Here is a 24,266-nt window from a genome sequence, read left to right on the forward strand (position 1 = left end):
CCGCCCCGTTCCGTGTCCACGGCCCGTACCCACCACGGCCCGTGCCGGCCCACCCCGGTGACGGGAGCGATCAGCGGCGGGCGGCCCGCACCGCCGCGTACGCGTCGACCAGCCCGGCCCCGCTCGACGCCGTCACCGGGCCGCAGCTGAGGTCGGCGGGCCCGGCCGGCTGCGCCGTGTCCCGCAGGATGTTCCGGGTCCGCGCGAGATCCCCGACCAGCGCCGGATTCGCCGACCACATCAGCGCCACCACGCCCGCCACCTGCGGGGTGGCCATCGAGGTGCCGTCCAGCGTGGCGTAGCCGCCGCCGGGCATCGCGGACCTGATGCCCTCCCCCGGGGCGACCAGATCCGGCTTGACCACCCCACCCGCGACGGGACCCCGGCTGGAGAACTCGGCGACCACCCGGTCCCGGTTCACCGCCCCCACCGTCAGCACGTCCGCATACGGGGCCGGCGGGTCGACGATCGACCCGCAGTCCGGGCCGGTGTTCCCGGCGGCAGCCACCACCAGGATGCCCGCCGCCTCCAGGGCGGCGGTCGCCGGACGCAGCGCCCCCGGATCGCAGCCCTCCACCGGTGGGCACCCCCACGAGTTGGTCAGCACGTCCGGGGCGCGCGCCGGGCGTCCGTCGGTGAAGGGGTCACCGCCGACCGGGAACGGTGCCAGCATGAACTGGAGACAGTCCAGGTAGTGCGCCGGGCTGCCCAGGTTGCGATCCAGGTTGACGCAGCCCACCCACTGCGCGCCGGGCGCCACCCCGATGCCGTCCCGCCCCACGGCGCTGCCGGCGGTGTGGGTGCCGTGGCCGCCGGAGTCGGCGGGGGAGCGGGTGTGGTTCCACGGGTCGTACCAGGAGTCGTCGCCGCCCCGGAAACCGGCGGCCAGCGCCGGGTGGGTGCCGTCGACCCCGGAGTCCGAGCTGCCGACCACCACCCCGGAGCCGGTGACGGACAGCTCCGACCAGACCCGGTCGGCCCCGATCATCCGCAGGTTCCACTCCGGCCCGGTCGGTGCCGGCTGGTCGCCCCGACTGACCGGGGCGGGTGCGGGCAACGGGCGGAGCCGCTGGCTGACCAGCACCCGGGCCACCTCGGGGCGGCCGGACAGCCAGGCCCGCACCGCCGGCCCGCCGTCGGTTTCGATCGCGTTGACCAGGTAGTACGGCGTGGGGTCGAGGCCCAGCCGGTTCAGGTCCCGGCGCAGCCCGCCCTGGGTGCGCTCGGCGGTGGCGACGAGCCTGCGGTACACCTCGGCGGTCCGCGCCTCCCGGCCCGCCCGGCCGGGCGGGCCGGCGGGGATGTCGGAGAGGTCAGCCTGCTCGCGGAGTACCACCAGCAGCCGTTCGCCGTACAGGCCGGGCTGGCCGGCGGCCACGTCGACCACCCCGACGGTGAGCAGCAGGACGGCCGCGCCCGACGCGGCGACCAGCCGGCGCGGCGCGCGCCCGCGTGGCCGGGCGAGCAGCACCCCGTACCCGAAGGCCAGCAGGACCGCGACGGCGAACCCGACGCCCGAGGCGACCATGACCCAGTACGGGACGTCGCGGGTGGTGGCCAGCAGGACCGAGATCTCCTCCGGGTCGGTGAGCGCCAGCGGGCCGAACACCGCCAGGCCGACCAGCCAGCGCACCGGTGCCGAACCGGCGGGCCGGCCGGCCCGCCGGGCCGCCACCTGGCACGCGCCCAGCGCGAACCCGACGGGCGGGACGAAGAGCAGCGCGGGAAGTTGGACGCCGGAGTGGCCGGTGCCCGCGCCGACCAGCAACAGGACCACGCCGGCGACCAGGCCGCCGACCAGCACGGTACGGGCGGCCCGGGGTGGCCCGTCACCGGTGAAGGGGGCCCAGAACCGGTCGTCGAGCAGTGCTCCGGCGAGCAGACCGACCGCCGTCGCGGCGAGCGCGGCGAGCACCGTCTCCAGCAGGCCGCCCAGCGCGCCGAACCGGACCCACGGCAGCAGCAGCGCCAGCCCGGCGGCGACCGCCAGCAGGGTGACCGCCTGCGGCCGGCCGACCCCGCCACCCGGTCCGCGACCGTGGTCGGTCTGCTGGCTGCGCTGCCGGTGACGGTCGGCGGGTGTGGCGGGCCCGTGCGTGGGGTCGGTGCCCTCGGGGGCGGTGGTCGGGGCGGGCATGGCGGCGGCCGGCTGGGCCGGGGCGGGCAGCCGGGCGGCCAGCAGCGCGAGCAGCGTCGCCGTCGTGGCCAGCGCGGCCAGGTACGCCTCGTGGTGGACCTGCGGCAGTGCCCGCAGCGACCCGAGGGCGACCAGGGCGAGCGCGGCGGCGAGCCAGACCCGGCCGGTGACCCGGACCCGGGGGGAGCGGGGGAGCAGGGCCAGCAGCAGCGCGGGCAGGCTGACCAGCAGGGCGGTGGCCAGGCTGAGCGCCGGCCAGAGCCACGCCTGCCGGTCCCAGCCCGCGGCCACCTGCAACTGCTCGACCGACCAGCCGACCGCCTGGAGCAGCACGGCGAGGGTGACCGTCCAGCCGCCGGCGAGGGCGGCGGCCACCACCGGCCACGGGCTCGACGGACGGGCGGCGGCGCTCGGCGGGAAGCCGTAGCCCGGCGGAGGTGGTGTGTCGGCCAACATCCGGAAACAGTACGACGTACGGCGCCGTCCGTCGGCGGTGCCGGTCCGACGCCGGTCCCGCCCGCCGCTGCTTCCACCTCCCGCGTTCCGTCGTTCTCCCCGGTCGCCGACTCCGTCCCGTGGTCACGGAAAGTGACGGAAGGTGGGGTGTGGACGCTACCTTGCGGATCCTTTGCTCTGCTGCCCTGGACGCACCGGTCACTGAAAGTGCGCGTCGCGTGGAGAGCAGCAGAGCAAAGGGGCCGAGGGAGGGAGGTGGAGTCTGGGCGGGAGATGCGGCGATCGGGCTGGTCGCGGCAGTGGGGGGGGCGGTGTGCGAGGCGGAGGGAGTCGACGGGAAGCTGATTGCGGAGCGTAATCTAGCCGATCCGGGTGGGTGTTGCTCAGCGTAACCAGGTGGGCGGCGGGGAATCTGGCCGGTTCCGGGCCTGCTGCGGGCGGGACCCGGCGGGTTACGGTGGACGGGTGCGTGACCCCAATGTGACCCGATCCGCCGCCGGTCAACTCTCCCCGCAGCGCCGCGCCGCCGACCTGCGCCGGCTCCGGGCCGAGCGGTTCGACGTACTGGTCATCGGAGGTGGGGCGACCGGGGCCGGGGCCGCGCTCGACGCCGCCTCCCGGGGGCTCAAGGTCGCCCTGGTCGAGGCCCGCGACTTCGCCGCCGGCACCTCCAGCCGGTCCAGCAAACTGATCCACGGCGGCCTGCGCTACCTGGAACAGTTGGAGTTCCACCTGGTCCACGAGGCGCTGACCGAGCGGGGGTTGCTCGCCACCCGGCTCGCCCCGCACCTGGTCCGGCCGGTCCCGTTCCTGATCCCGCTCCCCGCCGGGCGGGGGCTGCGCGACCTGCCGGCCCGGCTGTTCCGCCGCTCCTACTACGGGGCCGGGGTGGCCGCCTACGACGCTTTCGCCGGGCTGTTCGGCACCGGCCGGGGGATGCCGCTGCACCGGCACCTGACCCGTGAGGGCGCCCGCCGGGTCTTCCCCAGCCTGCGGGCCGACGCGCTGGCCGGGGCGATCCGCTACTACGACGGGCAGGTCGACGACGCCCGGCTGGTGGTGACCCTGGCCCGCACCGCCGCCAGCCTCGGCGCGACCGTGGTGAGCAGCGCCCGCGCCGTCGGGCTGGTGCGGCAGGCCCGCGAGGTCACCGGGGTCCGGGTCCGTGACCTGGAGGCGCCCCCCGGCTCCCCGGACGCCGAGTTCGAGGTACGCGCCCGTACCGTCATCGCCGCCACCGGCGTGTGGAGCGACGACATGTCCCGGATGCTCAACGACGTCGGGCTGCGCCCCGGGGTGCGGGTCCGGGCCTCCAAGGGGGTGCACCTGGTGGTGCCCCGCTCGGCGATCACCGGCGAGACCGGGCTGATCGTGCGCACCGCGACCAGTGTGCTCTTCGTCATCCCCTGGGGCGGGCACTGGATCATCGGCACCACCGACACCGACTGGCGGCTCGACCGCTCCCACCCGGCCGCCTCCGCCCGCGACATCCAGTACCTGCTCGACCAGGTCAACCTGGTGCTGGACCGGCCGCTGTCCAGCGCCGACATCGAGGGCGTCTACGCCGGGCTGCGTCCGCTGCTCGCCGGTGAGGCCGACTCCACCTCCAAGCTCTCCCGGGAACACGCCGTCTTCGAGCCGATGCTCGGACTGCTGCTGGTGGCCGGCGGCAAGTACACGACCTACCGGGTGATGGCCGCCGACGTGGTCGACCGGGCCGCCCACCGGCTCGGCGGCGTACGCCCCTCGCGCACCGCCGACCTGCCGCTGCTCGGCGCCGACGGCTACGCCGCGATGTGGCGGGACCGGGCCGACCTGGCCCGCCGGCACGGGGTGCCCGTCGGGGTGGTCGAACACCTGCTGGAGCGGTACGGCACGCTCACCCTGGAGGTGCTGGCGCTGATCGCCGCCGATCCGCTGCTCGCCTCGCCGCTGGCCGGCGCACCCGAGTACCTGGCCGCCGAGGTGACCTACGCCACCCGCTCCGAGGGGGCGCTGCACCTGGAGGACGTGCTGACCCGGCGTACCCGGATCTCCTTCGAGACGACCCACCGGGGTCTCGACTCGGCCGGGCACACGGCGGAGCTGATGGGGGCGGTGCTCGGCTGGGACGCGGCCACCCGGGAGCGGGAGATCGCGCACTACCGGGCCCGGGTCGAGGCCGAGCGGGAGTCGCAGCTCATGCCGGACGATGCGACCGCCGACGCGGCCCGCCTCGGTGCCCCCGACGTGCGGGGTTTCGCGGCCGACCGGGGTGCCGACGGGGTGGAGGACGGCCCGCTGCACCTGCCGACATCGTCGCGCTGACCGGACCCGGGGCGGCGGTGCGGGGCCGGTCGGCCGGTTCCCGATGGCAGCGGGGTGGGATAGGTTCCGGCCCGTGGTTCCCCCTCAGTGGTCACGCGCGTTCCTCGTCCCCGCCGTCATGACGGTCACCCTGACCGGCTGCGCGCTGGTCGACCGGCAGGGCGGGTCCACGGCGGAGGGTCGGGGCGGCACGACAGCGCCGGGGGCGACCCGGGTCAGCCTGATGCAGAAGCTCGGCGAGGACGGTCCACTACGCTCGCTGACCGTCGAGCCGGACGGCCGGTGGGAGTGCGCCGACTGCGCCGGCGACGGGGTCACCTCGGCCGGTTCGCTGGACCCGGAACAGGTGCAGCGGTTGCACCGGCTGCTGGCCGACCCGCGGCTGGCCCAGGAGACCGACCAGGCCCGCCGGTACCGGGCGACCTGCATCGACGCGTTGACGTCCAGCCTGCTCACCACGGCTGGTCTGATCACCTCGCAGGACTGCCCGGGTGAGGAACGCCCGGCGGTGGCCGGCGAGATCCTGCTCCTGCTCACCCAGGCCACCCCGGCCGAGCCGACCCGCTGAGCCGGCCCGGCCCGCTCAGAGCACCTTGCCCGGGTTGAACAGCCCCGCCGGGTCGAGCGCCGCCTTGATCGCCTGGTGCACCCGGACGCCGACCGGGCCGATCTCCCGGGCCAGCCAGTCCCGCTTGAGCAGCCCGACGCCGTGCTCGCCGGTGCAGGTGCCACCGAGTTCCAGCCCGAGCCGGATGATCTCGTCGAAGGCCCGCCGGCCCCGCTCCAGGCTCGCCGGGTCGGCCCGGTCCACCACGATGTTCGGGTGCAGGTTGCCGTCACCGGCGTGACCGACCACCCCGATCGGCACCCCGCACTCGGTGGCGATCCGGGCCACCCCGTCCAGCAGCGTGGCGAGCGCCCCCCGGGGCACCGCCACGTCGTCGATGATCAGGCCGCCGTTGCCGTCCGGGTAGGTGTCGACGGCGAACTTCTCCATCGCCGGGTGGGCCAGCCGGCGGGCCTGGAGCAGCGCCGCCGCCTCCACCGCGTCGGTCGCCGCGTAGACCTCCTGCGCGCCGGCCGCCGTGCAGACCCCGGCGATCCGGGCCAGGTCGTCCGCCGCCCGGGGGCCGGTGTCGGCGGCGGCGAGCAGCAGCGCCTGCGCATCGGTCCGCAACCCCATCGGCCGGTACGCCTCGATCGCCCGCAGGTGCGTCCGGTCCAGCAGTTCCAGCAGGCTCGGGGTGAGGCCCTGCGCGGCGATCCCGGCCACCGCCGTACCCGCCCCGGCGGTCGAGTCGAAGACCGCCACCATGGTCAGCGACTCCTCCGGCGCGGGCCGTAGCGCCACGGTGACCTCGGTGATCACGCCGAGGGTGCCCTCCGCGCCGACGAAGAGCCGGGTCAGGTCGTACCCGGCCACGCCCTTGGCGGTACGCCGGCCGGTGCGCAGCACCTCGCCGGAGGCGAGCACCACCTCCAGCCCGAGGACGTACTCGGTGGTCACCCCGTACTTGACGCAGCACATCCCGCCGGCGTTGGTGGAGACGTTGCCGCCGATGGTGGAGGACTCCCAGGAACCCGGGTCGGGCGGGTAGTACAGGCCCTGCTCCCGCACCGCGCGGGCCAGCGTGGCGTTCACCACGCCCGGCTGCACCACGGCGATCCGGGCCACCGGGTCGATCTCCCGGATCACGGTCATCGCGACGGTGCTCACCACCACCGCGCCGTCCACCGCGTTCGCCGCGCCGGCCAGCCCGGTCCGCGCCCCCTGCGGCACCACCGGTACGCCGTGCCGGGCCGCCGCCCGGACCACCGCCACCACCTGTGCCGTGTCCCGGGGGCGGACGACCACCAGCGGCGTGCCGGCGGCGCAGAGGTCCGCCTCGTCGCGCCGGTGCAGCCGGAGCAGGTCCGGATCGGTGAGGACGGCCTCGTCGCCGAGGGCCGCCCGCAGGTCGTCGAGGAGGAGGGAGCCAGCCATGCGGCCGAGGCTAACCGGCGGCTAGATTGGCCGCCATGCTGTACCTGGACCGGCCCGCCTGGCCGTGGCGCGGTCGGCTCTGGTCGCACCTGATCAGCGACGTCTCCCCGGCGGAGCTGCACGTGTTCGCCGAGATGCTCGGGGTGCCCCGGCGCGGATTCGACCGGGACCACTACGACATCCCCGCCGACCGGTTCGCCGTGGCGGTGTGGCTCGGTGCCCGGGTGGTGCCCAGCCGGGAGATCGTCCGCCTGCTGTACGCCGCCGGCCTGCGCCGCCCCAAACACCTCAACCGCCCCGGCCTGCCCGGGGACCTCGCCCGCCGCTGATGCCGGTCGGCCCGCACCCGGGGTGTCGACGGTCGGCCGGCAGGTCAGCGCAGGGACGTCAGCTCGCGGCGGAGGTTGGCGCGGGCCGGTGTCTCCCACCGGGCGGCCAGCGGGGGCAGCCGGAACAGGGTCGGCAGGGCGAGCAGCCCGTCGAGCACCCGGGCCCGGCCGGCACGGAAGTCCGCCTCGGGCACGTGCGCGTACTCGGCGCGGATCGCGGCGGCGTACCCGTCGTACACCTCGGGGGGTGTGGCCAGGACGGCCAGGTCGGCGTCGCAGAGCAACGCGCCGTCACGGTCGCCGGGCGCGGTGCGGTGCCCGGCGGTGAGCAGCACCAGCCGGCGGACCTCGGCCACCGTGCCGGCCGGCACCCCCAGCCCGGTGAGCAGGCCGCCGGCCAGTTCTGCGCTGGCCCGTTCGTTGGCGTCGGCGGCGGCGCGCGGGTCGTAGACGGCGTCGTGCGTCCAGGCGGCGAGCGCGACCCGTTCCGGCCGGTCGGCCAGGTCGGCGTGCCGGTCGACCAGGTCGAGCACCGCCCGCAGGTGGTGCTCCGTGTGGTAGCGCCGGTGCGGCTCCCGCCAGCGGTTGAGCAGGTCGACCCCGGCGGCGGTGAGCGCCGGCCCGGCGGCGGCCCCGGCGGCGAGCGCCGCCGCCACCCACCTGTCGATCAGCTCGGTCACCCGGACGATTCTGCCGCAGGGATGAACCGGTGTGGCGCGGGTAGTCCCCGCCATGGCGCTGGCCCGGGACCGACGACCGTCACTGTTGCATCGGACCGGGCTGCGTGACGCCGGGGACGACGTCGACACCGCGCGGATCGCCGAGGCGGTGGCCTACCTGCGCCACCGGGGCCGGGCCACCCTGCGCGACCGGCTGCACCAGGTGCACCTGGCGATGGGCCTGGCCGTGCAGGCGGGGCTGGCCGCCGCGCTGGCCTGGATCGTGTCGCACCACCTGCTGGGCAACCCGCAACCGGTCTTCGCGCCGATCTCGGCGGTCGGCACCCTGGCCGCCTCGGTCGGCCAGCGGCTGCGCCGGACCGTGGAGCTGATCGTCGGGGTGGCGGTCGGGGTGTTCCTCGGCGACGTGCTGATCTACTTCCTGGGCACCGGAGGCTGGCAGCTCGGGCTGGTGGTGACCGCGGCCATCGTGCTCACCACCTTCTTCGGGGCCAGCGTCGCGGTGGTGATCCAGGCCGCCGCGACCGCCGTGCTGATCGTCACGCTGAGCCCGTCCACCGAGGATCTGGAGCTGCCCCGGTTCGTCGACGCGTTCGTCGGCGGCGGCATCGCCCTGCTGGTCACCGCGATCCTGCTGCCGCTCAACCCGCTGCGGGTGATCAACCGGGCGGCCCGGCCGGCGCTGGACCTGCTCGCCGACCAGCTCGACGTCTGCGCCCAGGCGTTGCGTGACCGGGACCGGGGCGCCGCCCAGCGGGCGCTGGACCGGCTCCGCGAGAACAAGGAGGAACTGGCCACCTTCACCGAGGCCATCGAGGGGGCGAAGGAGACCAGCACGCTCTCCCCGGCCCGCTGGCACCGGCGCAGCGAACTGACCCACTACGCCGAGGCGGCCGACCCGATCGACCGGGCGATGCGCAACAGCGGCACCCTGATCCGGCGCGCGGTCACCATGATCGAGGACGACGAGCCGGTTCCGGAGCCGATGCCCGACGCGGTGGTCCACCTGGCCGAGTCGGTCCGCCTGCTGCGCCACGAGTTCGCCGCCGGGGACGAGCCGGAACGGGCCCGGGAACGGTCGCTGCGCGCGGTCAGCGAGGCCGGCCGGGCGTACGACCAGGGGGTCGGGTTCTCCGGCAGTGTGGTGATCGCCCAGGTGCGTACGACCGCCAGTGACCTGCTGGTCGCCTCGGGCATCGAGCAGGAGGACGCCAACCGGCTGGTCCGGCAGGCGTTCGGCGACAAGGACAAACCGGGCGGCGGCCCGGCGGAGCAGCACGCCGCCCCGAAACCCCCGACCGCGCCGCCGCTGGGCTGACCCGACCGCGCCGCCCCCGGGTCGCCCCGGCCGTGGACCGTGCCGTCGCGCACCGGGAGAGCCCGGCCGAACGGGCCGGGGATGACTACGCTGATCCACATGGCCGACACCCCGCCCGGCGGGCCCCCGCTGACGCCCGCGCCCGCCGTACCGTCGCCGGACGCCGCCGCGCCCCGGATGCCGCTGCGCCGGCTCGGCTGGCGGCGGGTCCTGGTGCTGGCCGGGGTGGTGCTGCTGATCGCGGCCTGCGCGGTCTACATGCTCTACACGCTCGGCTCCAACCTGGGTCTGGACGCGCTGCTGGTCGGGGTGACCGCGGCGATCCTGCCGGTGCCCGTCCTGGTCGCCTGCTTCCTCTGGCTCGACAGGTACGAACCCGAACCGCTGAAGTACCTGATCTTCTGCTTCGCCTGGGGCGCGTTCGTCTCGACCGCCGCGTCGCTGACCGTCAACAACACCTTCGCCGCCCTGTTCAAGGACTGGGGGGTCTCGTCGTCGCTGACCGGGGTGCTGGTGGCCCCGTTCATCGAGGAGCTGACCAAGGCGCTCGGCCCGATCCTGCTGCTGATCTTCCGGCGCAAGGAGTGGTCCGGGATCACCGACGGCCTGGTTTACTGCGGGCTGTCCGCCGTCGGGTTCGCCATGGTGGAGAACATCCTCTACCTGGGTGGCCTCGGGTACGCCTCGGGCGTCGACCAGTGGGGGCCGGCCACCGGTGTCCGCAACGTCATCGTCATCTTCATCTCCCGGATCCTCTTCTTCGGCTTCGCCCACCCGCTGTTCACCTCGATGACCGGGGTGGGGCTGGGCATCGCCGCGCGCACCGCTGACCGGCGGGTCCGGGTGCTCGCCCCGGTCGCCGGCCTGCTGCTGGCGATGATGCTGCACGGCACCTGGAACCTGATCCCGACGCTGGTCCAGGCCACCGGCCAGGCGGTGATCTTCTTCTACGGGATGGTCGCGGTGATGGTGCCGATCTTCTTCGGCATGGTCGGCTTCGCGGTCTGGCTGCGCGCCTGGGAGGGGCGGCTCACCGAGCGGACCCTGCCCGACTACGTGCGGGCGGGCTGGTTGAGCCCGCCCGAGGTGGCCGCCCTGGGCAGCCTGGGCCGACGGCACGCCGCCCGGACCTGGGCCCGGCGGGTCGGCGGGGACGCGGGGCTGCGTGCGATGCGTGGTTACCAGTTCGCCGCGACCCGGCTGGCGCTGCTGCGCGACGGGATGCGGCGCGGTCTGGACCGCAAACCGGCGGAGCGGGAGAACACCCTGCGGGAGGAACGGCAGCTGCTGGAGACGATCGCGGCGTACCGGTCGTTCTTCGTCGGCCGGGACCCGCAGACGCCGGTGGGGGTCTGGGACGGGCAGCGCTACCACCTGCGGTTCCCCGACGGCACGCAGCGGGTGGTCGATGCCCCGGACTCGCCGGTGGTGCCGATCCCGGTGGTGCTGGCCCCGCCGCCGCCCCCGGCGTACCCGGCCGGCTACGGCCCGCCCGGCTGGTACGGCCCCCGCCCGGCCGCCCCCTGGCCGCCCGGCGGCGGACGCTGACCGGCCCGGTCGGGCGCTGACCGGCCCGGCCCCGGGTGGGGTCAGGTCATCAGGGTGGTGAGGAAGTCGCCGAGGCCCTGGGCCATCGCCATCAGGGCGGCCCCGATCCCCTTGAACATCTGGGCCGCCCCGTCCGGGCGGAACGCCATGAAATAGATCAGGAAGGCGACGCTGCCCCAGAGCAGCACCTTCTTCACGAGAACCGGCATCGTCCCTCCCCAGGGCACCTGGACGTGCCTGGCTTCCCGCCGGGAAGCGGGACAAACCGGTAGGTCGCCCGGGACGACTGCCGGGGAGGGACCGGGCCTACAGGTAGAGGCCGGTGCTGCCGGTGGACTCGCTCTCCACCCGCTCGGCGGCGACGGCGTGCACGTCCCGCTCGCGCAGCAGCACGTACCCTCGGCCGTGCAGTTCGACCTCGGAGCGGTCGTCCGGGTCGAAGAGCACCCGGTCGCCGGCCACGACGGCGCGTACGTGCGGACCCACCCCCACGGCGGTGGCCCAGGCCAACCGCTTGCCGACGGCGGCGGTGGCCGGGATGACGATGCCTGCGGTGGAACGGCGTTCGCCCTCGCTGCCGTCCACCTTGACCAGCACCCGGTCGTGCAGCAGGCGGATCGGCAGGCCGGTGTCGAGATTCGGGTCGGCGGTCACGCCAAGACGCTACCGTGTGGGCCGGTGGCGTCCGTGCGGTGGTTGAGCCGATGCGGCGCGGGGCAATGAGTGGCGGAACTGCCCTACGGTGGCGGGCGTACGGACGTACCCTGTCCGGGCCGTCGCCACGGGCGTCCCGGTGTCGTTTCTCAGGAGGTGCGCTTGAGCCGCTTCGAGCGGGTACGCGGCCGACTCCGCCGTGCCTACGAGTCCGGACGGGAGTCGGTCCGCGCGGGACGCGCCGATCCGGTCGACGCGCCCGAGGGGGCCGGAGTGGCCACCCCCGCGTTCCCCGGTCCGCCGGCCGCCCCGTCGGCGACGGTGGTCGGGGTCGAGCCGCCGGCGGCCATGCACAACTCCACCTCCAGCCGCGACGACGCGGACGTGCCGCACGCGCTGCGGATCGCCGCCGCCTGGTCGTGGCGGTTGATCGTGATCGGTGTGGTCACCTGGGCGCTGCTGAGGATCGTCGGGACGATCAGCATCGTAATCATCCCGCTGGCGGTGGCGCTGCTGCTCTCCGCGCTGCTCGCCCCGGCGGTGGGCTGGCTGCTGCGGGCCCGGTTCCCCCGCTCGCTGGCCACCGCCGTGGTGCTGGTCGGCGGCCTGGTCGCGGTGTTCGGCACGCTGACCCTGGTGGTCAACGAGTTCATCCAGGGTGTGCCGGAGCTGAGCGAGAAGTCGTCGCAGGGCGTACGGCAGATCCAGGACTGGCTCAAGACCGGCCCGCTGCACCTGTCGGACAGCCAGCTCAACCGCTACATCGAAGAGGCACAGGGCTGGATCAACGGCAACACCGAGAGGTTCACCAGCGGGGCGCTCGCCACCGCCACCACGCTGGCCGAGGTGTTGACCGGCGCGGTCCTGGTGCTCTTCGCCACCTTCTTCTTCCTGCGCGACGGCAGCCGGATCTGGCGGTTCCTGGTCCGGCTGCTGCCGGTCGCCGCCCGGTGGAAGGTCGACGACGCCGGTCGGGCCTCCTGGGCGACGCTCGGCGCGTACGTGCGGGCCACCGTGCTGGTGGCGTTCATCGACGCGGTGGGCATCGGCATCTTCCTGGTCGTCTTCGACGTCCCGTTCGCGTTCCCGCTGGCCGCGCTGGTCTTCCTCGGGGCGTTCATCCCGATCGTCGGCGCGTTCCTCTCCGGGGTGGTGGCGGTGCTGGTGGCGCTGGTCGACAGCGGCCCGGTGACCGCCCTGATCATCCTGGGCGTGGTGATCGGCGTGCAGCAGGTCGAGGGTCACCTGCTCCAGCCGTTGATCATGGGTCGGGCGGTGGCCATCCACCCGCTCGCGGTGATCATCGGGATCGCCGCCGGGGTGGTGCTCGCCGGCATCACCGGCGCGCTGGTCGCGGTGCCGCTGATCGCGGTGCTCAACACCGCCGTCCGCCGGCTCGCCGCCCGCAGCGTGCCGGACACCCCGCCCGACGCCGTGGTGGTCGCCTCCCAGGCCCCCTGACCCGGACCGGCGCGCCGCCCGTTCCCCGCCGGGGGGAGCGGGCGGTTGCCGTGCGGGGGTCAGGCCTTGGCCAGGCGTTCCAGCGCGCCCCGGGCCACCTCCGGCCGGGTGGTGTACCAGAACGGGGGCAGCGAACGGCGCAGGAACGGCCCGTAGCCGCGCGCCGTCTCCAGCCGCGAGTCGAGCACCGCGACCACCCCCCGGTCACCGGTGGCCCGGATCAACCGGCCCACCCCCTGCGCCAGCCGGACCGCCGCGATCGGCACGCTGACCGCCGAGAAGCCGGACCCGCCGCCCGCGTCCACCGCCGCCGCGCGGGCCGCCGCCAGCGGCTCGTCGGGGCGCGGGAAGGGCAGCCTGTCGATCACCACGAGCTGGCACGAGTCGCCCGGCACGTCCACCCCCTGCCAGAGCGACATCACCCCGAACAGGCAGCTCGACCGGTCGTCGCGGAACCGCCGCACCAGCAGCGGCAGCGCCTCCTCGCCCTGGAGCAGCACGGGCAGGTCGGTGCGCGCCCGCAGCAGCTCCGCCGCCTGCTGCGCGGCCCGCCGGGAGGAGAACAACCCGAGAGTACGACCACCGAGCGCGCCGACCAGCCGCAGCAACTCCTCACCGGCCGCCTCGGGCAGCCCGGAGACGCTGGGCCGGGGCAGGTGCGCGGCGACGTACAGGATGCCCTGCCGGGCGTAGTCGAACGGTGAGCCGACGTCGAGCGACGACCAGCCCGGCCCCGACGTGGCCGGCACCACGCCGGTGGCGGCCCGGCTGCCCGGGGTGCTCGCCACCCCGCCGGCATCCGGCCCGGGGCCGCCGACGACACCTGTCGACCGGCCGGCGGTGGCGGTGGCCAGCGCGGCGGCGGCCGGGGACGGTGGGGCGGGCGGCGGGGCCTCCAGGCCGAGCGCCCGGGCCACCGTGTCGAACCGGCCACCCAGCGCCAGGGTCGCCGAGGTGGCGACCACGGTGCGTTCGTCGTACAGGTGGGTGGCGAGGGTGCCGGCGACGGACAGCGGTGCGACCACCAGCGCCCGGCGGCTGCCGTTGTCAGGCTTCTCCACCCAGGCGACGTCGTGGTCGGCCTCCTCCAGCAGCCGCTGCGCGGTGCTCGACAGCTCGTCGAGCACCGCCTTGGCCTGCTGCTTGCGGACCGGGTCCGGATCGTCGGCTTTGATGTCGCCGATCGCGTCGAGGGCGGCCCGGGTGGCCGCGTCCAGCAGCGTGCACGCCTCGCGCAGCGGGCCGGGCAGGCCGCCGGTGAGCCGGCCGGCCGGGGCCTCGGCCAGCCCGACGGCGAGCGCGTCGCCGGCCTCGGTGAGCCGGTCGGCGACGTCCGGCCGCAGCAGCGGGCGGGCCCGGCGGGCGGACCTGTCGATCTGCTCCGGCACCAGCTCGGCCTGGGCGGCCGAGGAGACCCGGTCGGCCAGCTCGTGCGCCTCGTCGACGATCAGCAGCTTGTGCGGCGGCACGATGTGCCGGCCGGCCAGCATGTCCACCGCGAGCAGGCTGTGGTTGGTGACCACCACGTCGGCCTCGCGGGCGCGGGCCCGGGACGCCTCGGCGAAACACTCCTGCCCGAACGGGCAGCGCGACGCCCCCACGCACTCGCGGGCCGGCATCGAGACCAGCCGCCACGCCTGGTCGTCGACGCCCGGGTCGAGCTCGTCCCGGTCGCCGGTGTCGGTCTTCTCGGCCCAGTCGCGCAGCCGCTGGATCTGCTTGCCCATCCGGCCGGCCTCGCCGAGCCACTTCGTCCCGCCGCCGGGCCGGTCGACGGGGGCGTCGAAGAGGGTGTCCTCCGGCTCGTCCTCGGTGGAGTTGTCCAGCCGGGCCAGGCAGAGGTAGTGGTGCCGCCCCTTGAGCACGGCGAAGGTCGGGCGGCGGCCGAGCAGCGGCTCGACCGCGTCGGCGAGCCGGGGCAGGTCGTGCTCGACCAGTTGGGACTGCAACGCCAGGGTGGCGGTGGAGACCACCACCGGCCCGTCCACGGTCAGCGCCGGGGCGAGGTAACCCAGCGACTTGCCGGTGCCGGTGCCCGCCTGCACCAGCAGGTGCTCGCGGGCGGCGACGCTGCGTTCGATCGCCTCGGTCATCTGCTGCTGGCCCGGCCGGGTAGCACCGCCGGGCACCGCGCCGACCGCCGCCGCCAGCAGCTCGGTGCCGCTCGGCCGGCCACCGCGCCGTCGGCCGGAGCGGGCCGCGGGGGTGCTGGGGCCGGCGGCGGTACGGGGCGGAGTCACCGTGCGACGGTACCCGCCGCCGCCGACAGTGGACGCGCCCCCGCCTCCCCGCGTGGCGCGGTCACCGTCCGGATTGTCGTGACCTCGGACCGGTCAACTCACTGCGGCGGGGAGGGGCCGGAATCGGCTAGGGTGCGATTCATGCCGAGCGACGTGGTCCGCGTGATCTACCGCAAGTACGACGGCAGCGCCCACCGCGACTACCCGGCCCGCCGGCTGGCCGAGGACGACCTCGGGGTGTGGCTGGGGGTGACCGAGGGCACCGCGTCGGTCTACCACGGCCGGCCCTCGGTGGAGCAGATCCCCTTCGTCCTGCTGGTGCCGCACCACGCCTGGTGGACGGGCATGTTCAACCCGCCGCCGAGGACCAGCGAGGTCTACTGCGACATCGCCACCCCGGCCCGCTGGGAGGGCGACGACACCGTCCACCTGGTCGACCTCGACCTGGACGTGGTGCGCCGCCGGAGCACCGGCCTGGTGGAGCTGCGCGACGAGGACGAGTTCGCCGAGCACCGGGCCCGGTTCGGCTATCCGGACGACGTGGTGGCGCAGGCGCAGGCGGCGGCGGCGAAGCTGCTCACCGCCCTCGGTGACGGCACCGAGCCGTTCGCCTCGGCGTACCGGAAGTGGCTGGCCCTGGTGGTCTGACCTGGGCGTGGCCTGACCGAGGCGGGTTCCCCCACCGATGCCCGGGAGGCGGCCGGTGCGGCGGTGGGCGAGGATCGGGGGATGCGCGCAGACGAGCAGACGGAGGTCGTCGTACCCGAGGGGGCGACGATGCGGCAGTTGTTACGGGTGCCCGGCGGTGGCGGCCCGGTCGACCTGGGGGCGGTCGATCCCCGGGCCACCCCGGGCCTGCCCGCCGTGGCGGGCCGGGGCGGTGCCCGTAAACCGTGGGCCCGCCGGCAGGTGGAGCTGGTCGGTGCCGGGCTGGCCCGGCAGCAGGAGATGCTGTTCGCCACCGCGCGGGCGGCCGGCGAACCGGGCCCGTCGGTGTCGGCTCCCGCCCGGGACGGGGCGCGGCTGGGCCGGGGCCGGCCGGGTCGGCTGCTGCTGGTGCTCCAGGCGATGGACTGCGGGGGCAAGGACGGCACGGTGAAGCGGGTGGCCGGCGCGATGAACCCGCTCGGCCTGCACATCCGTTCGTTCGGCCCGCCGACCCGGCAGGAGTTGCGGCACGACTTCCTGTGGCGGGTCCGCCGGGCGCTGCCCCCGCCCGGGTACGTCGGGGTGTTCAACCGCTCGCACTACGAGGACGTGCTGGTGGCCCGGGTCGACGCGCTGGTGCCCGAGCAGACCTGGCGGGCCCGCTACGACCAGATCAACGCGTTCGAGCGGGAGCTGACCGACGGCGGGGTGACGGTGGTCAAGGTGCTGCTGCACATCTCGCCGGACGAGCAGGCGCAGCGGTTGTCGGAGCGGTTGACCGATCCGACGAAGTACTGGAAGTACCAGCCGAGCGACCTCGACTCCCGGGCCCGCTGGGACGACTACCAGGCCGCGTACGCGGAGGCGTTGGGGCGGTGCGACACGGACGCCGCGCCCTGGTTCGTGGTGCCGGCGGACCGCAAGTGGTACCGGGACTGGGCGGTGGCGCACCTGCTGCGGGAGACGTTCGAGGGTCTTGATCTGGGGTATCCGGCTGCCGGTTTCGACGTGGAACGGGAGCGCCAGCGGTTGGCGAGTGGCGGTGGTGACGGCCGAGGTGAACAGCAGATGAACGAGCGGTGAATCGGGTCTGACCAGGGGTAGGCCGGCGGAGACCCGCTCCGGCGGGGTACCTAGCATGCATCAGCGGACGCCCCCTGGGGCGGCGGCCACCCTTCCACCGACACGACGAGGTCCGTGCTGTGAAGTTTTCCTTCCGTCCCACCGAGGGCGCCTTCTACGAGCTCTTCACCAGGGCAGCGCAGAACCTGGTGAAGGGCACGGAGCTGCTCAACGAGCTGGCCCTGCCCGGCGTCGACGTGCAGTCGGTCAGCGAGCGGTTGACCGAGGTCGAGCACGACAGCGACCAGATCACCCACGATCTCTACAAGAAGATCAACTCCACCTTCATCACCCCGTTCGACCGGGAGGACATCTACCGGCTGGGCTCGCTGCTCGACGACGTGATGGACCACCTGGAGGCGGTCGGCAACCTGCTCTACCTCTACGGGCTCACCAAGCTCCCCTCGCTGCCGCGCGAGTTGCACGAGCTGGTCAACGTGCTCGACCTCCAGGCCAAGCTGACCGCCGAGGCGATGCCCCGGCTGAAGTCGATGAAGGATCTTGAGGACTACTGGATCGAGTGCAACCGGCTGGAGAACGACGGTGACCAGGCGTACCGGATGCTGCTGGTCCGGCTCTTCTCCGGCGAGTACGACGCGCTGACCGTGCTGAAGATGAAGGAGGTCGCCGACGAGCTGGAGGCCGCCTGCGACGCCTTCGAGCACGTGGCGAACACAGTCGAGACCATCGCGGTCAAGGAGTCCTGATCCTGTGAGTCCCGAACTCATCGCCGTACTGGCGGTGATCGCGGTGGCCCTGGCGTTCGACTACACCAACGGCTTCCACGACGCTGCCAACGCGATCGCCACCAGCGTCTCCACCCGGGCGCTGACCCCCCGGATCGCCCTGCTCCTGGCGGCGGTCGGCAACTTCGTCGGCGCGCACTTCGGCGCGGGGGTCGCCAAGACCGTGGGCGACGGCCTGGTCACCCTCCCGACCGGGGTGGGCAGTCTCGGGGTGGTCTTCGCCGGGGTGCTCGGTGCCATCGCCTGGAACCTGATCACCTGGTACTTCGGCCTGCCGTCGTCGTCCTCGCACGCGCTGTTCGGCGGGCTGGTCGGGGCGACCCTGCTCTCCACCGGCGGCGTGGTGCAGTGGGTCACCATCGGCGAGAAGGTCATCCTGCCGATGGTGCTCTCCCCGATCATCGGGCTCACCCTCGGTTACCTGCTGATGCTGGCCATCCTGTGGACGTTCCGCAAGGGGCAGCCGGCCAAACTCAACCGGGGCTTCCGCTGGGCGCAGACCGCCTCGGCGGCGGCCATGTCGGTGGGCCACGGCATGCAGGACGCGGCCAAGACCATGGGCATCGTGGTGCTGGCCCTCTACACCGGCGGTTTCCAGGACGACAAGACGCACATCCCGGGCTGGGTCTTCTGGACCTCGGCGACCATGCTGGCGCTCGGCACGTACGCCGGTGGGTGGCGGATCATCCGGACCCTCGGCCGCAAGATCATTGACCTGGGCCCGCCGGAGGGTTTCGCGGCCGAGACGGTGGCCAGCGCGGTGCTCTACTTCAACGCGCTGGTGCTCAAGGCCCCGATCTCCACCACCCACACGATCACCTCGGCGATCATGGGGGTGGGCGCGACCAAGCGGCTCTCCGCAGTCCGCTGGAACGTGGCCGGCAACATCGTGCTCGCCTGGATCATCACGTTCCCGGCCGCCGCGCTGATCGCCTGCCTCACCTACCTGCTGGTCCGCCCGCTGTTCTGACCGTCGTCGCCGAGGGGCACCCCGGTCCCGGGGCGCCCCTCGGCGACGACGTGCTCAGGCGTAGTCGACGCCGATCCGGCCCCGGATGTCGTCCAGCAGGCCCATCACCTCCAGGGTGACCGCGTGCGGCACCAGGGGGCTCTCGGTCAGCCCGGCCGCCAGGCACCGCTGCACCTCGGCGGCCTCGTACTGGTAACCGCCGCCGGTCGGGTCGTCGGTGAGCGTCTCCGGCTCGGCACCGGCCCGGTGCAGCACCGCCGAACCCGGCCGGAAGAACGGTTCGGGCAGCTCGATCCGACCGGTGGTCCCGGTGATCGCGGCGGTGAGCGGGGTCGCCCCCACCATGCCGCAGCCCAGCGTGGCGACCGCGCCCGAGTCGTACCCGAAGACGATGCCGGTGTTCTCGTCCACCCCCTCCGGGCTGAGCTTCGCCCACGCCTGCACGTGCTGCGGCACGCCGAGCAGCAGGTGGGCCAGGCTCACCGGGTAGACGCCCAGGTCCAGCAGGGCGCCACCGCCCAGCGCCGGGTTGCGCATCCGGTGCTCCGGCGGGAACGGCCCGGCCACCCCGAAGTCGGCCCGCACGCTCGTCACCTCGCCGATCGCCCCGGCCCGGACCAGCTCGACCAGGCGCAGGATCAGCGGGTTGCAGCGCATCCACATGGCCTCCATCAGGAAGACGCCCCGGGCCCGCGCCAGCTCGACCAGCTCGGTGCTGGTGGCCAGGTCAAGGGTGAACGGCTTCTCCAGCAGCACCGCCCGCCCGGCCTCCAGGCAGATCCGGGCCGCCTCGTGGTGGGCGGCGTGCGGGGTGGCCACGTAGATCGCGTCCAGCCCGTCGTCGGCCGCCAGCTCCGCCCACGAGCCGTGGGCCCGGTCGGCCCCGTAACGGCCGGCGAACTCCTCGGCGCTGCCGATGGTCCGTGACCCGACCGCGACCAGCTCGGCCCCCGGCACCAGCCGGAGATCCTCGGCGAACCGGCCGGCGATGTGGCCGGTGGACAGAATCCCCCAACGTGTCATGCCGCTACGCTAACCCGCCGCTGGTCGCCCGCCGGTGGCCCGAGGCCGTCCTCCCGCCCCGGGGTCCGCCGCCCCCGGGGTCCGGGGTCCGCCGCCCGGGGCCGGGGTCGTCGACCCGGGGCGGTCCGGGCGGCGGGGCTAGGCTCGGCGCATGACGATCGACGGCACCGGTTTCCCCGCCCCGCCGGCCCTGGTCGAGCACGCCCGCCGGTTCCACGCCGAGGGCGGCACCCCGGCGACACCCCGGGTCGCGGCCACCGTGCTGCTGCTCCGCCCGGCCGGCACCGACTTCGAGGTGTACGTCATCCGCCGGGTCGCCGCGATGGCCTTCGGCGGGGTGTACGCCTTCCCCGGCGGCGGGGTCGACCCGTCGGACTCCGAGGCGCACCTGGACTGGGCCGGGCCCGACCCGGCAACCTGGGCGGGCCGCCTGGGCGTCACGCCGGACGCCGCCCGGGCGGTGGTGTGCGCCGCCGCGCGGGAGGTCTTCGAGGAGGCCGGGGTGCTGCTTGCCGGCCCCGACCCGGACACCGTGGTGGGTGACGTCAGCGGTGACGACTGGGAGGCCGCGCGGCAGGATCTGGAGGCACGCCGTCGGGGCTTCGCCGGGCTGCTCGCCGAGCGGAAGCTCACCCTGCGGTCCGACCTGCTGCTGCCGTGGAGCCGGTGGATCACCCCGGAGTTCGAGCCGCGCCGCTTCGACACGTACTTCTTCGTCGCTCTGCTGCCTGCGGGGCAGCGGACCCGGGACGTCTCGGGCGAGGCCGACCACACCATGTGGATCCGCCCGGCCGACGCCCTGGCCCGCGCGCGGGACGGTGAGCTGGCGATGCTCCCGCCCACCCTGGTCACCCTGGCCGAGGTGGCCGCCGCTGCGGCTGGTGACGGTGTGTCGGCCGGCGGCGTCGCCGCTGGCGGCGGTGATGGTGCCGGCGGCGTGGCTGCTGGCGGTGGCCTGGCTGCGGTGGCGCGTGCCTCGGCGGCCCGGGACGCGGCCACCCCGGTGACCCCCCGCCTTCACGTCGCCGAGGACGGCACCCCGCACTTCATCGCCTGACCGGCTATGTCCCCCGTCGGGCAGGGGGCCGAGCGGCCGCCGCCCCTGCCGTGCCCGCCCCTGCCGCGCGTCCTCACCGCACCCGCTCCGGCTGCGCCCGGCCCTCCCGCGTCCGGGTCCGCGGTGCCTGGCCTTCCCGCGCCTGGCCTTCCCGCGCCTGGCCTTCCCGCGTCCGGGTCCGCGGTGCCTGGCCTTCCCGCGTCCGGGTCCGCCGCGCCTGGCCTTACCGTGCCCGGCCTTCCCGCGCCTGGCCTTCCCGCGTCCGGGTCCGCCGTGGGCGGCCCCGCCGCGCCCCACCGAGGGGGTTCACCTCGGATCCTTTCGAGCTGATGACGTTGGCGACTCACCGGCACCCGCCGGTGCGGGCGGCGGTTCGCCGTGCCGTCGGGCGGGGGCTCCTCAGGGCGATGGGAGCGGTGAGGTCGCCGGACAGGCGAGTCGTTGACGTCATCAGGTCGAAAGGGCCCGCTGGAGTGTTCCCGGGCCGCATCATTCCGCCGCGTCGGCGTTCGCCCCCGCAGGGACGCCCCGGCGCAGCGAACGTGCGGACCGGACCGGCTGGACCGGCCCGTAAAGACCGGACCGGTGGGCGGGGGTCAGCCGAAGCGGCCGGTGATGTAGTCCTCGGTCTTCTTCTGGCCGGGGTTGCTGAAGATCTTCTGGGTGTTGTCGTACTCGATGAGCCGGCCGGGGTCGCCGGTCTTCTCGATCGAGAAGAAGGCGGTGCGGTCGGAGACCCGGGCCGCCTGCTGCATGTTGTGGGTGACGATGATGATGGTGAACTTGTCCTTGAGCTGGAACATCAGGTCCTCGATGGCCAGCGTCGAGATCGGGTCCAGCGCCGAGCAGGGCTCGTCCATCAGCACCACCTGCGGCTCGACCGCGATGGTGCGGGCGATGCAGAGCCGCTGCTGCTGACCGCCGGACAGGCCCGCGCCGGGCTTGCCGAGCCGGTCCTTGACCTCGTCCCACAGGTTCGCCGCGCGGAGCGCCTTCTCGGCGGCCTCGTCCAGGATGGACTTCCGGCGGACCCCGTTGAGCCGCAGCCCGGCCACCACGTTCTCGAAGATGCTCATGGTGGGGAACGGGTTCGGCCGCTGGAACACCATGCCGATCATGCGGCGGACGGCGGTCACGTCGACGTCGCGGTGGTAGACGTCCTGGCCGTCGATGGTCAGGCTGCCCTCGACCCGGGCGCCCGGCAGCACCTCGTGCATCCGGTTGATCGACCGCAGGAAGGTCGACTTGCCGCAGCCGGACGGCCCGATCAGGGCGGTGACCGTCTTCGGCTCGACCGTCAGGTTGATGTTCTCGATCGCCTTGAAACCGCCGTAGTAGGCGGTCACGTCGGTGGCGTCGATGCGCTTGGCCATGGTGGTACCTCCGGGGTTCATCGGCCGAGCCGGTTGCGGCGGGCCAGCAGCTTCGCGGCGACGGTCAGGACGAGCACGAGGACGACCAGGGTCAACGCCGCGGTCCAGGCCCGTGCCGGGGAGTACTTCGACGCCTCGCCGGCCTGCTGGTAGACGAAGAGGGCCAGCGACGACTGGTTGTTCTCGAACGGGTTGAAGTTGATCGCCGCGCCACCACCGGCGACGAGCAGCACCGGGGCGGTCTCACCGGCGGCCCGTGCGATGGAGAGCATGATGCCGGTGACGATGCCGGGCAGTGCGGTCGGCAGGACCACCCGCAGGATGGTCTTCCACTTCGGCACGCCGAGGGCGTACGCGCCCTCCCGCAGCGGCGCGGGGACCAGCCGCAGCATCTCCTCGGTGGAACGGACCACCGTGGGCAGCATCAGCACGCTCAACGCGAGCGCGGCGGCGAAGCCGGAGAAGCCGGGCTGCCCGTCGTTGAACCACGGGGACACGATCAGCACCCAGAAGGCCAGCACGAACAGGCCGGTGACGATGGACGGGATGCCCGTCATCACGTCGACGAAGAACCGGATGGTGAAGGCGAACCGGCCCCGGCCGTACTCGACGATGTAGATCGCGCAGAGCACGCCGAGCGGGACGGTGATCGCGGTGGCGATGCCGACCTGCTCCAGGGTGCCGACGATGGCGTGGTACGCGCCGCCGTTGGCGTCCCGGGCCCCGATGTTGTTCATCGAGCTGCCGAAGAAGTCACCGTCGAGCCGGGCGGTGCCCTTGCTGACCAGCGTCCACACCACCGAGGCGAGCGGCAGCACGGCCAGCACCAGGGCGGAGTGGATCAGCGCGCTCCAGAACCGGTTGCGGGCCGAGCGCCGACCCTCGACCGCGTTCGCCGCGACGAAGAGACCTGTCAGGTAGAGCACCGCGCCCAGCACCACGACCAGGACCGGGCCGCCAAGGTCGACACCGTAGACGAGGCCGGCGGCGACCAGCAGGGCCGCCACCGCCAGGGCGGGGGCGGCGTACCCGGGCAGACGGCGGGCCCGCAGGCTGTCCGGCTGGGCCGGTGGGCGGGAACGGCGGGGGGTGAGGGTGGTGGTCATGCGGCCGACTCCGTGAACTCGCGGCGGCGGTAGATGATCGCCCGCGCGGTGATGTTGACGACCAGCGTGATGGCGAAGAGCACCAGGCCGGAGGCGATGAGCGCACCCCGGCCGGTCTCGTTGGCCTCCGCGAACCGGTTGGCGATGTTCGCGGCGATGCTGTTGCCGCCGTTGGCGAGGATGTTGAACGAGATGGCGTACGTCGAACCGAGGGTGAGCGCGAGCGCGATAGTCTCGCCGAGCGCCCGACCCAGGCCGAGCATGACGGCGGCGATGATGCCCGGCCGGCCGTACGGCAGCACCGCCGTGCGCAGCATCTCCCAGCGGGTGGCGCCCAGCGCGAGGGCGGCCTCCTCGTTGGCCGTCGGGGTCTGGAGGAACACCTCGCGGGAGAGCGAGGTGATGATCGGCAGCACCATGATCGCCAGGACCAGCGAGCCGAGCAGGATCGAGTTGCCGTACGGGCCGTCGCCGAAGATCGGGATCCAGCCGAAGTACCGGTTCAGCCAGGCCGACAGGTCGGCGACCGGCCCGACCAGGTAGTCCCGCCCCCACAGGCCGAACACCACGCTCGGCACGGCGGCCAGCAGGTCGATCACGAAGCCCAGTGCGGTGCCGAGCCGCCGGGGCGCGTAGTGCGACAGGTAGAGGGCGATGCCCAGCGCCACCGGCACCGCGACCAGCAGCGCCAGCAGGGCGGTGAGCACGGTGCCGAAGGCGAGCGCGCCGATGCCGAACGTGGGTGGATCGTCGTTGGGGAACCACCCCTCGAAGGTCCAGAAGTTCGCACTGTTGGCCCGCAGCGCCGGCACGGCCTTGGCGATCAGGAAGACCGCGATGGCCGCGATGATGACCAGCACGGCGACGCCGGCGGCCAGGGTCACGCCACGGAACGCCCGTTCCGCGCCGAACGCGCGGGCCCGGGGCAGCCCGCCACCTCCGCCGAGGCCACGGTCGTCATCGGGGGTACGGGGGCTGACTGGTGCCTCGGCCACACGCGCCGAGGCACCGGCGGACCGCTCGTGACCCAGGGTCACGGGGTGTCCGCCGGTGCCGGCGTGTGCCGAGCGGTGAGGGGTTTCACCCATCTGCTCGCTCGCTTCGACT

20 protein-coding genes and 1 pseudogene are annotated in these 24,266 nt (G+C 74.2%); 11 read left to right on the plus strand and 10 right to left on the minus strand.

The features are described 5' to 3' along the window. Positions 1–70: 70 nt before the first annotated feature. The gene (locus ACWCHM_RS31935) at positions 71–2,593 is read right to left on the minus strand and encodes a S8 family serine peptidase (protein ID WP_454221087.1); all 2,523 of its coding nucleotides are present in this window, start codon (positions 2,591–2,593) and stop codon (positions 71–73) included. Positions 2,594–3,058: 465 nt separating this feature from the next. Here ACWCHM_RS31935 and ACWCHM_RS31940 point away from each other — a divergent pair, with 465 nt between their 5' ends. Both ACWCHM_RS31940 and ACWCHM_RS31945 read left to right on the plus strand, forming a co-directional pair. Further along, positions 3,059–4,900 carry a glycerol-3-phosphate dehydrogenase/oxidase gene (locus ACWCHM_RS31940; protein WP_372445935.1) on the plus strand — a complete coding sequence of 614 codons (1,842 nt, stop codon included), beginning with the start codon at positions 3,059–3,061 and terminating at the stop codon, positions 4,898–4,900. A gap of 73 nt (positions 4,901–4,973) precedes the next feature. Then, positions 4,974–5,468 carry a hypothetical protein gene (locus ACWCHM_RS31945; RefSeq protein WP_281902497.1) on the plus strand — a complete coding sequence of 165 codons (495 nt, stop codon included), beginning with the start codon at positions 4,974–4,976 and terminating at the stop codon, positions 5,466–5,468. Positions 5,469–5,483: 15 nt separating this feature from the next. Here the strand turns inward: ACWCHM_RS31945 and ACWCHM_RS31950 are convergent, their stop codons facing one another. Next, complete coding sequence (locus ACWCHM_RS31950) at positions 5,484–6,884, minus strand: FAD-binding oxidoreductase (RefSeq protein WP_454221088.1); 1,401 nt, start codon at positions 6,882–6,884, stop codon at positions 5,484–5,486. Positions 6,885–6,919: 35 nt separating this feature from the next. Here ACWCHM_RS31950 and ACWCHM_RS31955 point away from each other — a divergent pair, with 35 nt between their 5' ends. Beyond that, on the plus strand, positions 6,920–7,213 hold the full coding sequence (locus ACWCHM_RS31955) for a DUF4031 domain-containing protein (RefSeq protein ID WP_454221089.1): 294 nt from the start codon (positions 6,920–6,922) through the stop codon (positions 7,211–7,213). A 44-nt stretch (positions 7,214–7,257) separates the two neighbouring features. On the opposite strand, the gene ACWCHM_RS31960 is transcribed toward ACWCHM_RS31955, so the two are convergent. Next, on the minus strand, positions 7,258–7,893 hold the full coding sequence (locus tag ACWCHM_RS31960; RefSeq protein ID WP_454221090.1) for an HD domain-containing protein: 636 nt from the start codon (positions 7,891–7,893) through the stop codon (positions 7,258–7,260). Positions 7,894–7,951: 58 nt separating this feature from the next. On the opposite strand from ACWCHM_RS31960, the gene ACWCHM_RS31965 reads away from it, so the two are divergent. Both ACWCHM_RS31965 and ACWCHM_RS31970 read left to right on the plus strand, forming a co-directional pair. Further along, positions 7,952–9,211: an FUSC family protein gene (locus ACWCHM_RS31965; RefSeq protein WP_454223237.1), complete on the plus strand. Its 1,260-nt coding sequence runs from the start codon at positions 7,952–7,954 to the stop codon at positions 9,209–9,211. Between the two features lie 32 nt (positions 9,212–9,243). Beyond that, positions 9,244–10,759 (plus strand): annotated as a pseudogene (locus ACWCHM_RS31970) (PrsW family intramembrane metalloprotease). 41 nt (positions 10,760–10,800) lie between these two features. On the opposite strand, the gene ACWCHM_RS31975 reads toward ACWCHM_RS31970, so the two are convergent. Both ACWCHM_RS31975 and ACWCHM_RS31980 read right to left on the minus strand, forming a co-directional pair. Further along, positions 10,801–10,968: a hypothetical protein gene (locus ACWCHM_RS31975; RefSeq protein ID WP_204924719.1), complete on the minus strand. Its 168-nt coding sequence runs from the start codon at positions 10,966–10,968 to the stop codon at positions 10,801–10,803. 97 nt (positions 10,969–11,065) lie between these two features. Then, the gene (locus tag ACWCHM_RS31980; protein WP_204924720.1) at positions 11,066–11,413 is read right to left on the minus strand and encodes a GroES family chaperonin; all 348 of its coding nucleotides are present in this window, start codon (positions 11,411–11,413) and stop codon (positions 11,066–11,068) included. A gap of 156 nt (positions 11,414–11,569) precedes the next feature. On the opposite strand from ACWCHM_RS31980, the gene ACWCHM_RS31985 reads away from it, so the two are divergent. Further along, on the plus strand, positions 11,570–12,874 hold the full coding sequence (locus tag ACWCHM_RS31985) for an AI-2E family transporter (protein WP_454221092.1): 1,305 nt from the start codon (positions 11,570–11,572) through the stop codon (positions 12,872–12,874). A 59-nt stretch (positions 12,875–12,933) separates the two neighbouring features. Here ACWCHM_RS31985 and ACWCHM_RS31990 read toward each other — a convergent pair whose 3' ends face one another. Beyond that, positions 12,934–15,114: an ATP-dependent DNA helicase gene (locus tag ACWCHM_RS31990; protein ID WP_454221093.1), complete on the minus strand. Its 2,181-nt coding sequence runs from the start codon at positions 15,112–15,114 to the stop codon at positions 12,934–12,936. Positions 15,115–15,255: 141 nt separating this feature from the next. On the opposite strand from ACWCHM_RS31990, the gene ACWCHM_RS31995 reads away from it, so the two are divergent. The 4 genes from ACWCHM_RS31995 to ACWCHM_RS32010 all read left to right on the plus strand — a co-directional run bounded on the left by ACWCHM_RS31995 (position 15,256) and on the right by ACWCHM_RS32010 (position 18,600). Next, the gene (locus ACWCHM_RS31995; RefSeq protein WP_204957561.1) at positions 15,256–15,762 is read left to right on the plus strand and encodes a DUF402 domain-containing protein; all 507 of its coding nucleotides are present in this window, start codon (positions 15,256–15,258) and stop codon (positions 15,760–15,762) included. A gap of 81 nt (positions 15,763–15,843) precedes the next feature. Further along, positions 15,844–16,845, plus strand: coding sequence for a PPK2 family polyphosphate kinase (locus ACWCHM_RS32000; protein ID WP_454221095.1), 1,002 nt, complete (start codon positions 15,844–15,846; stop codon positions 16,843–16,845). 119 nt (positions 16,846–16,964) lie between these two features. Continuing rightward, positions 16,965–17,591 carry a DUF47 domain-containing protein gene (locus ACWCHM_RS32005; RefSeq protein WP_067311399.1) on the plus strand — a complete coding sequence of 209 codons (627 nt, stop codon included), beginning with the start codon at positions 16,965–16,967 and terminating at the stop codon, positions 17,589–17,591. 4 nt (positions 17,592–17,595) lie between these two features. Next, positions 17,596–18,600 (plus strand): inorganic phosphate transporter, encoded by a 1,005-nt coding sequence (locus ACWCHM_RS32010; protein ID WP_204957562.1) that lies wholly within the window; start codon positions 17,596–17,598, stop codon positions 18,598–18,600. Between the two features lie 54 nt (positions 18,601–18,654). Here the strand turns inward: ACWCHM_RS32010 and ACWCHM_RS32015 are convergent, their stop codons facing one another. Continuing rightward, on the minus strand, positions 18,655–19,623 hold the full coding sequence (locus ACWCHM_RS32015) for a Gfo/Idh/MocA family protein (protein ID WP_421489984.1): 969 nt from the start codon (positions 19,621–19,623) through the stop codon (positions 18,655–18,657). Positions 19,624–19,774: 151 nt separating this feature from the next. On the opposite strand from ACWCHM_RS32015, the gene ACWCHM_RS32020 reads away from it, so the two are divergent. Further along, a complete protein-coding gene (locus tag ACWCHM_RS32020) occupies positions 19,775–20,680 on the plus strand; it encodes an NUDIX hydrolase (protein WP_454221097.1) in 906 nt (301 codons plus the stop codon). Positions 20,681–21,276: 596 nt separating this feature from the next. On the opposite strand, the gene pstB is transcribed toward ACWCHM_RS32020, so the two are convergent. From pstB to pstC, 3 genes are read right to left on the minus strand one after another with little or no spacing between them, the layout of a single operon-like run. Beyond that, on the minus strand, positions 21,277–22,053 hold the full coding sequence (gene pstB / locus ACWCHM_RS32025; RefSeq protein ID WP_145921987.1) for a phosphate ABC transporter ATP-binding protein PstB: 777 nt from the start codon (positions 22,051–22,053) through the stop codon (positions 21,277–21,279). Between the two features lie 17 nt (positions 22,054–22,070). Next, positions 22,071–23,159: a phosphate ABC transporter permease PstA gene (gene pstA, locus ACWCHM_RS32030; protein WP_454221098.1), complete on the minus strand. Its 1,089-nt coding sequence runs from the start codon at positions 23,157–23,159 to the stop codon at positions 22,071–22,073. Further along, complete coding sequence (gene pstC, locus ACWCHM_RS32035) at positions 23,156–24,247, minus strand: phosphate ABC transporter permease subunit PstC (protein WP_088643170.1); 1,092 nt, start codon at positions 24,245–24,247, stop codon at positions 23,156–23,158. The genes pstA and pstC overlap by 4 nt, the downstream gene beginning before the upstream one ends. Positions 24,248–24,266: the final 19 nt, after the last annotated feature.

It is taken from the genome of Micromonospora sp. SCSIO 07396, assembly GCF_053667945.1.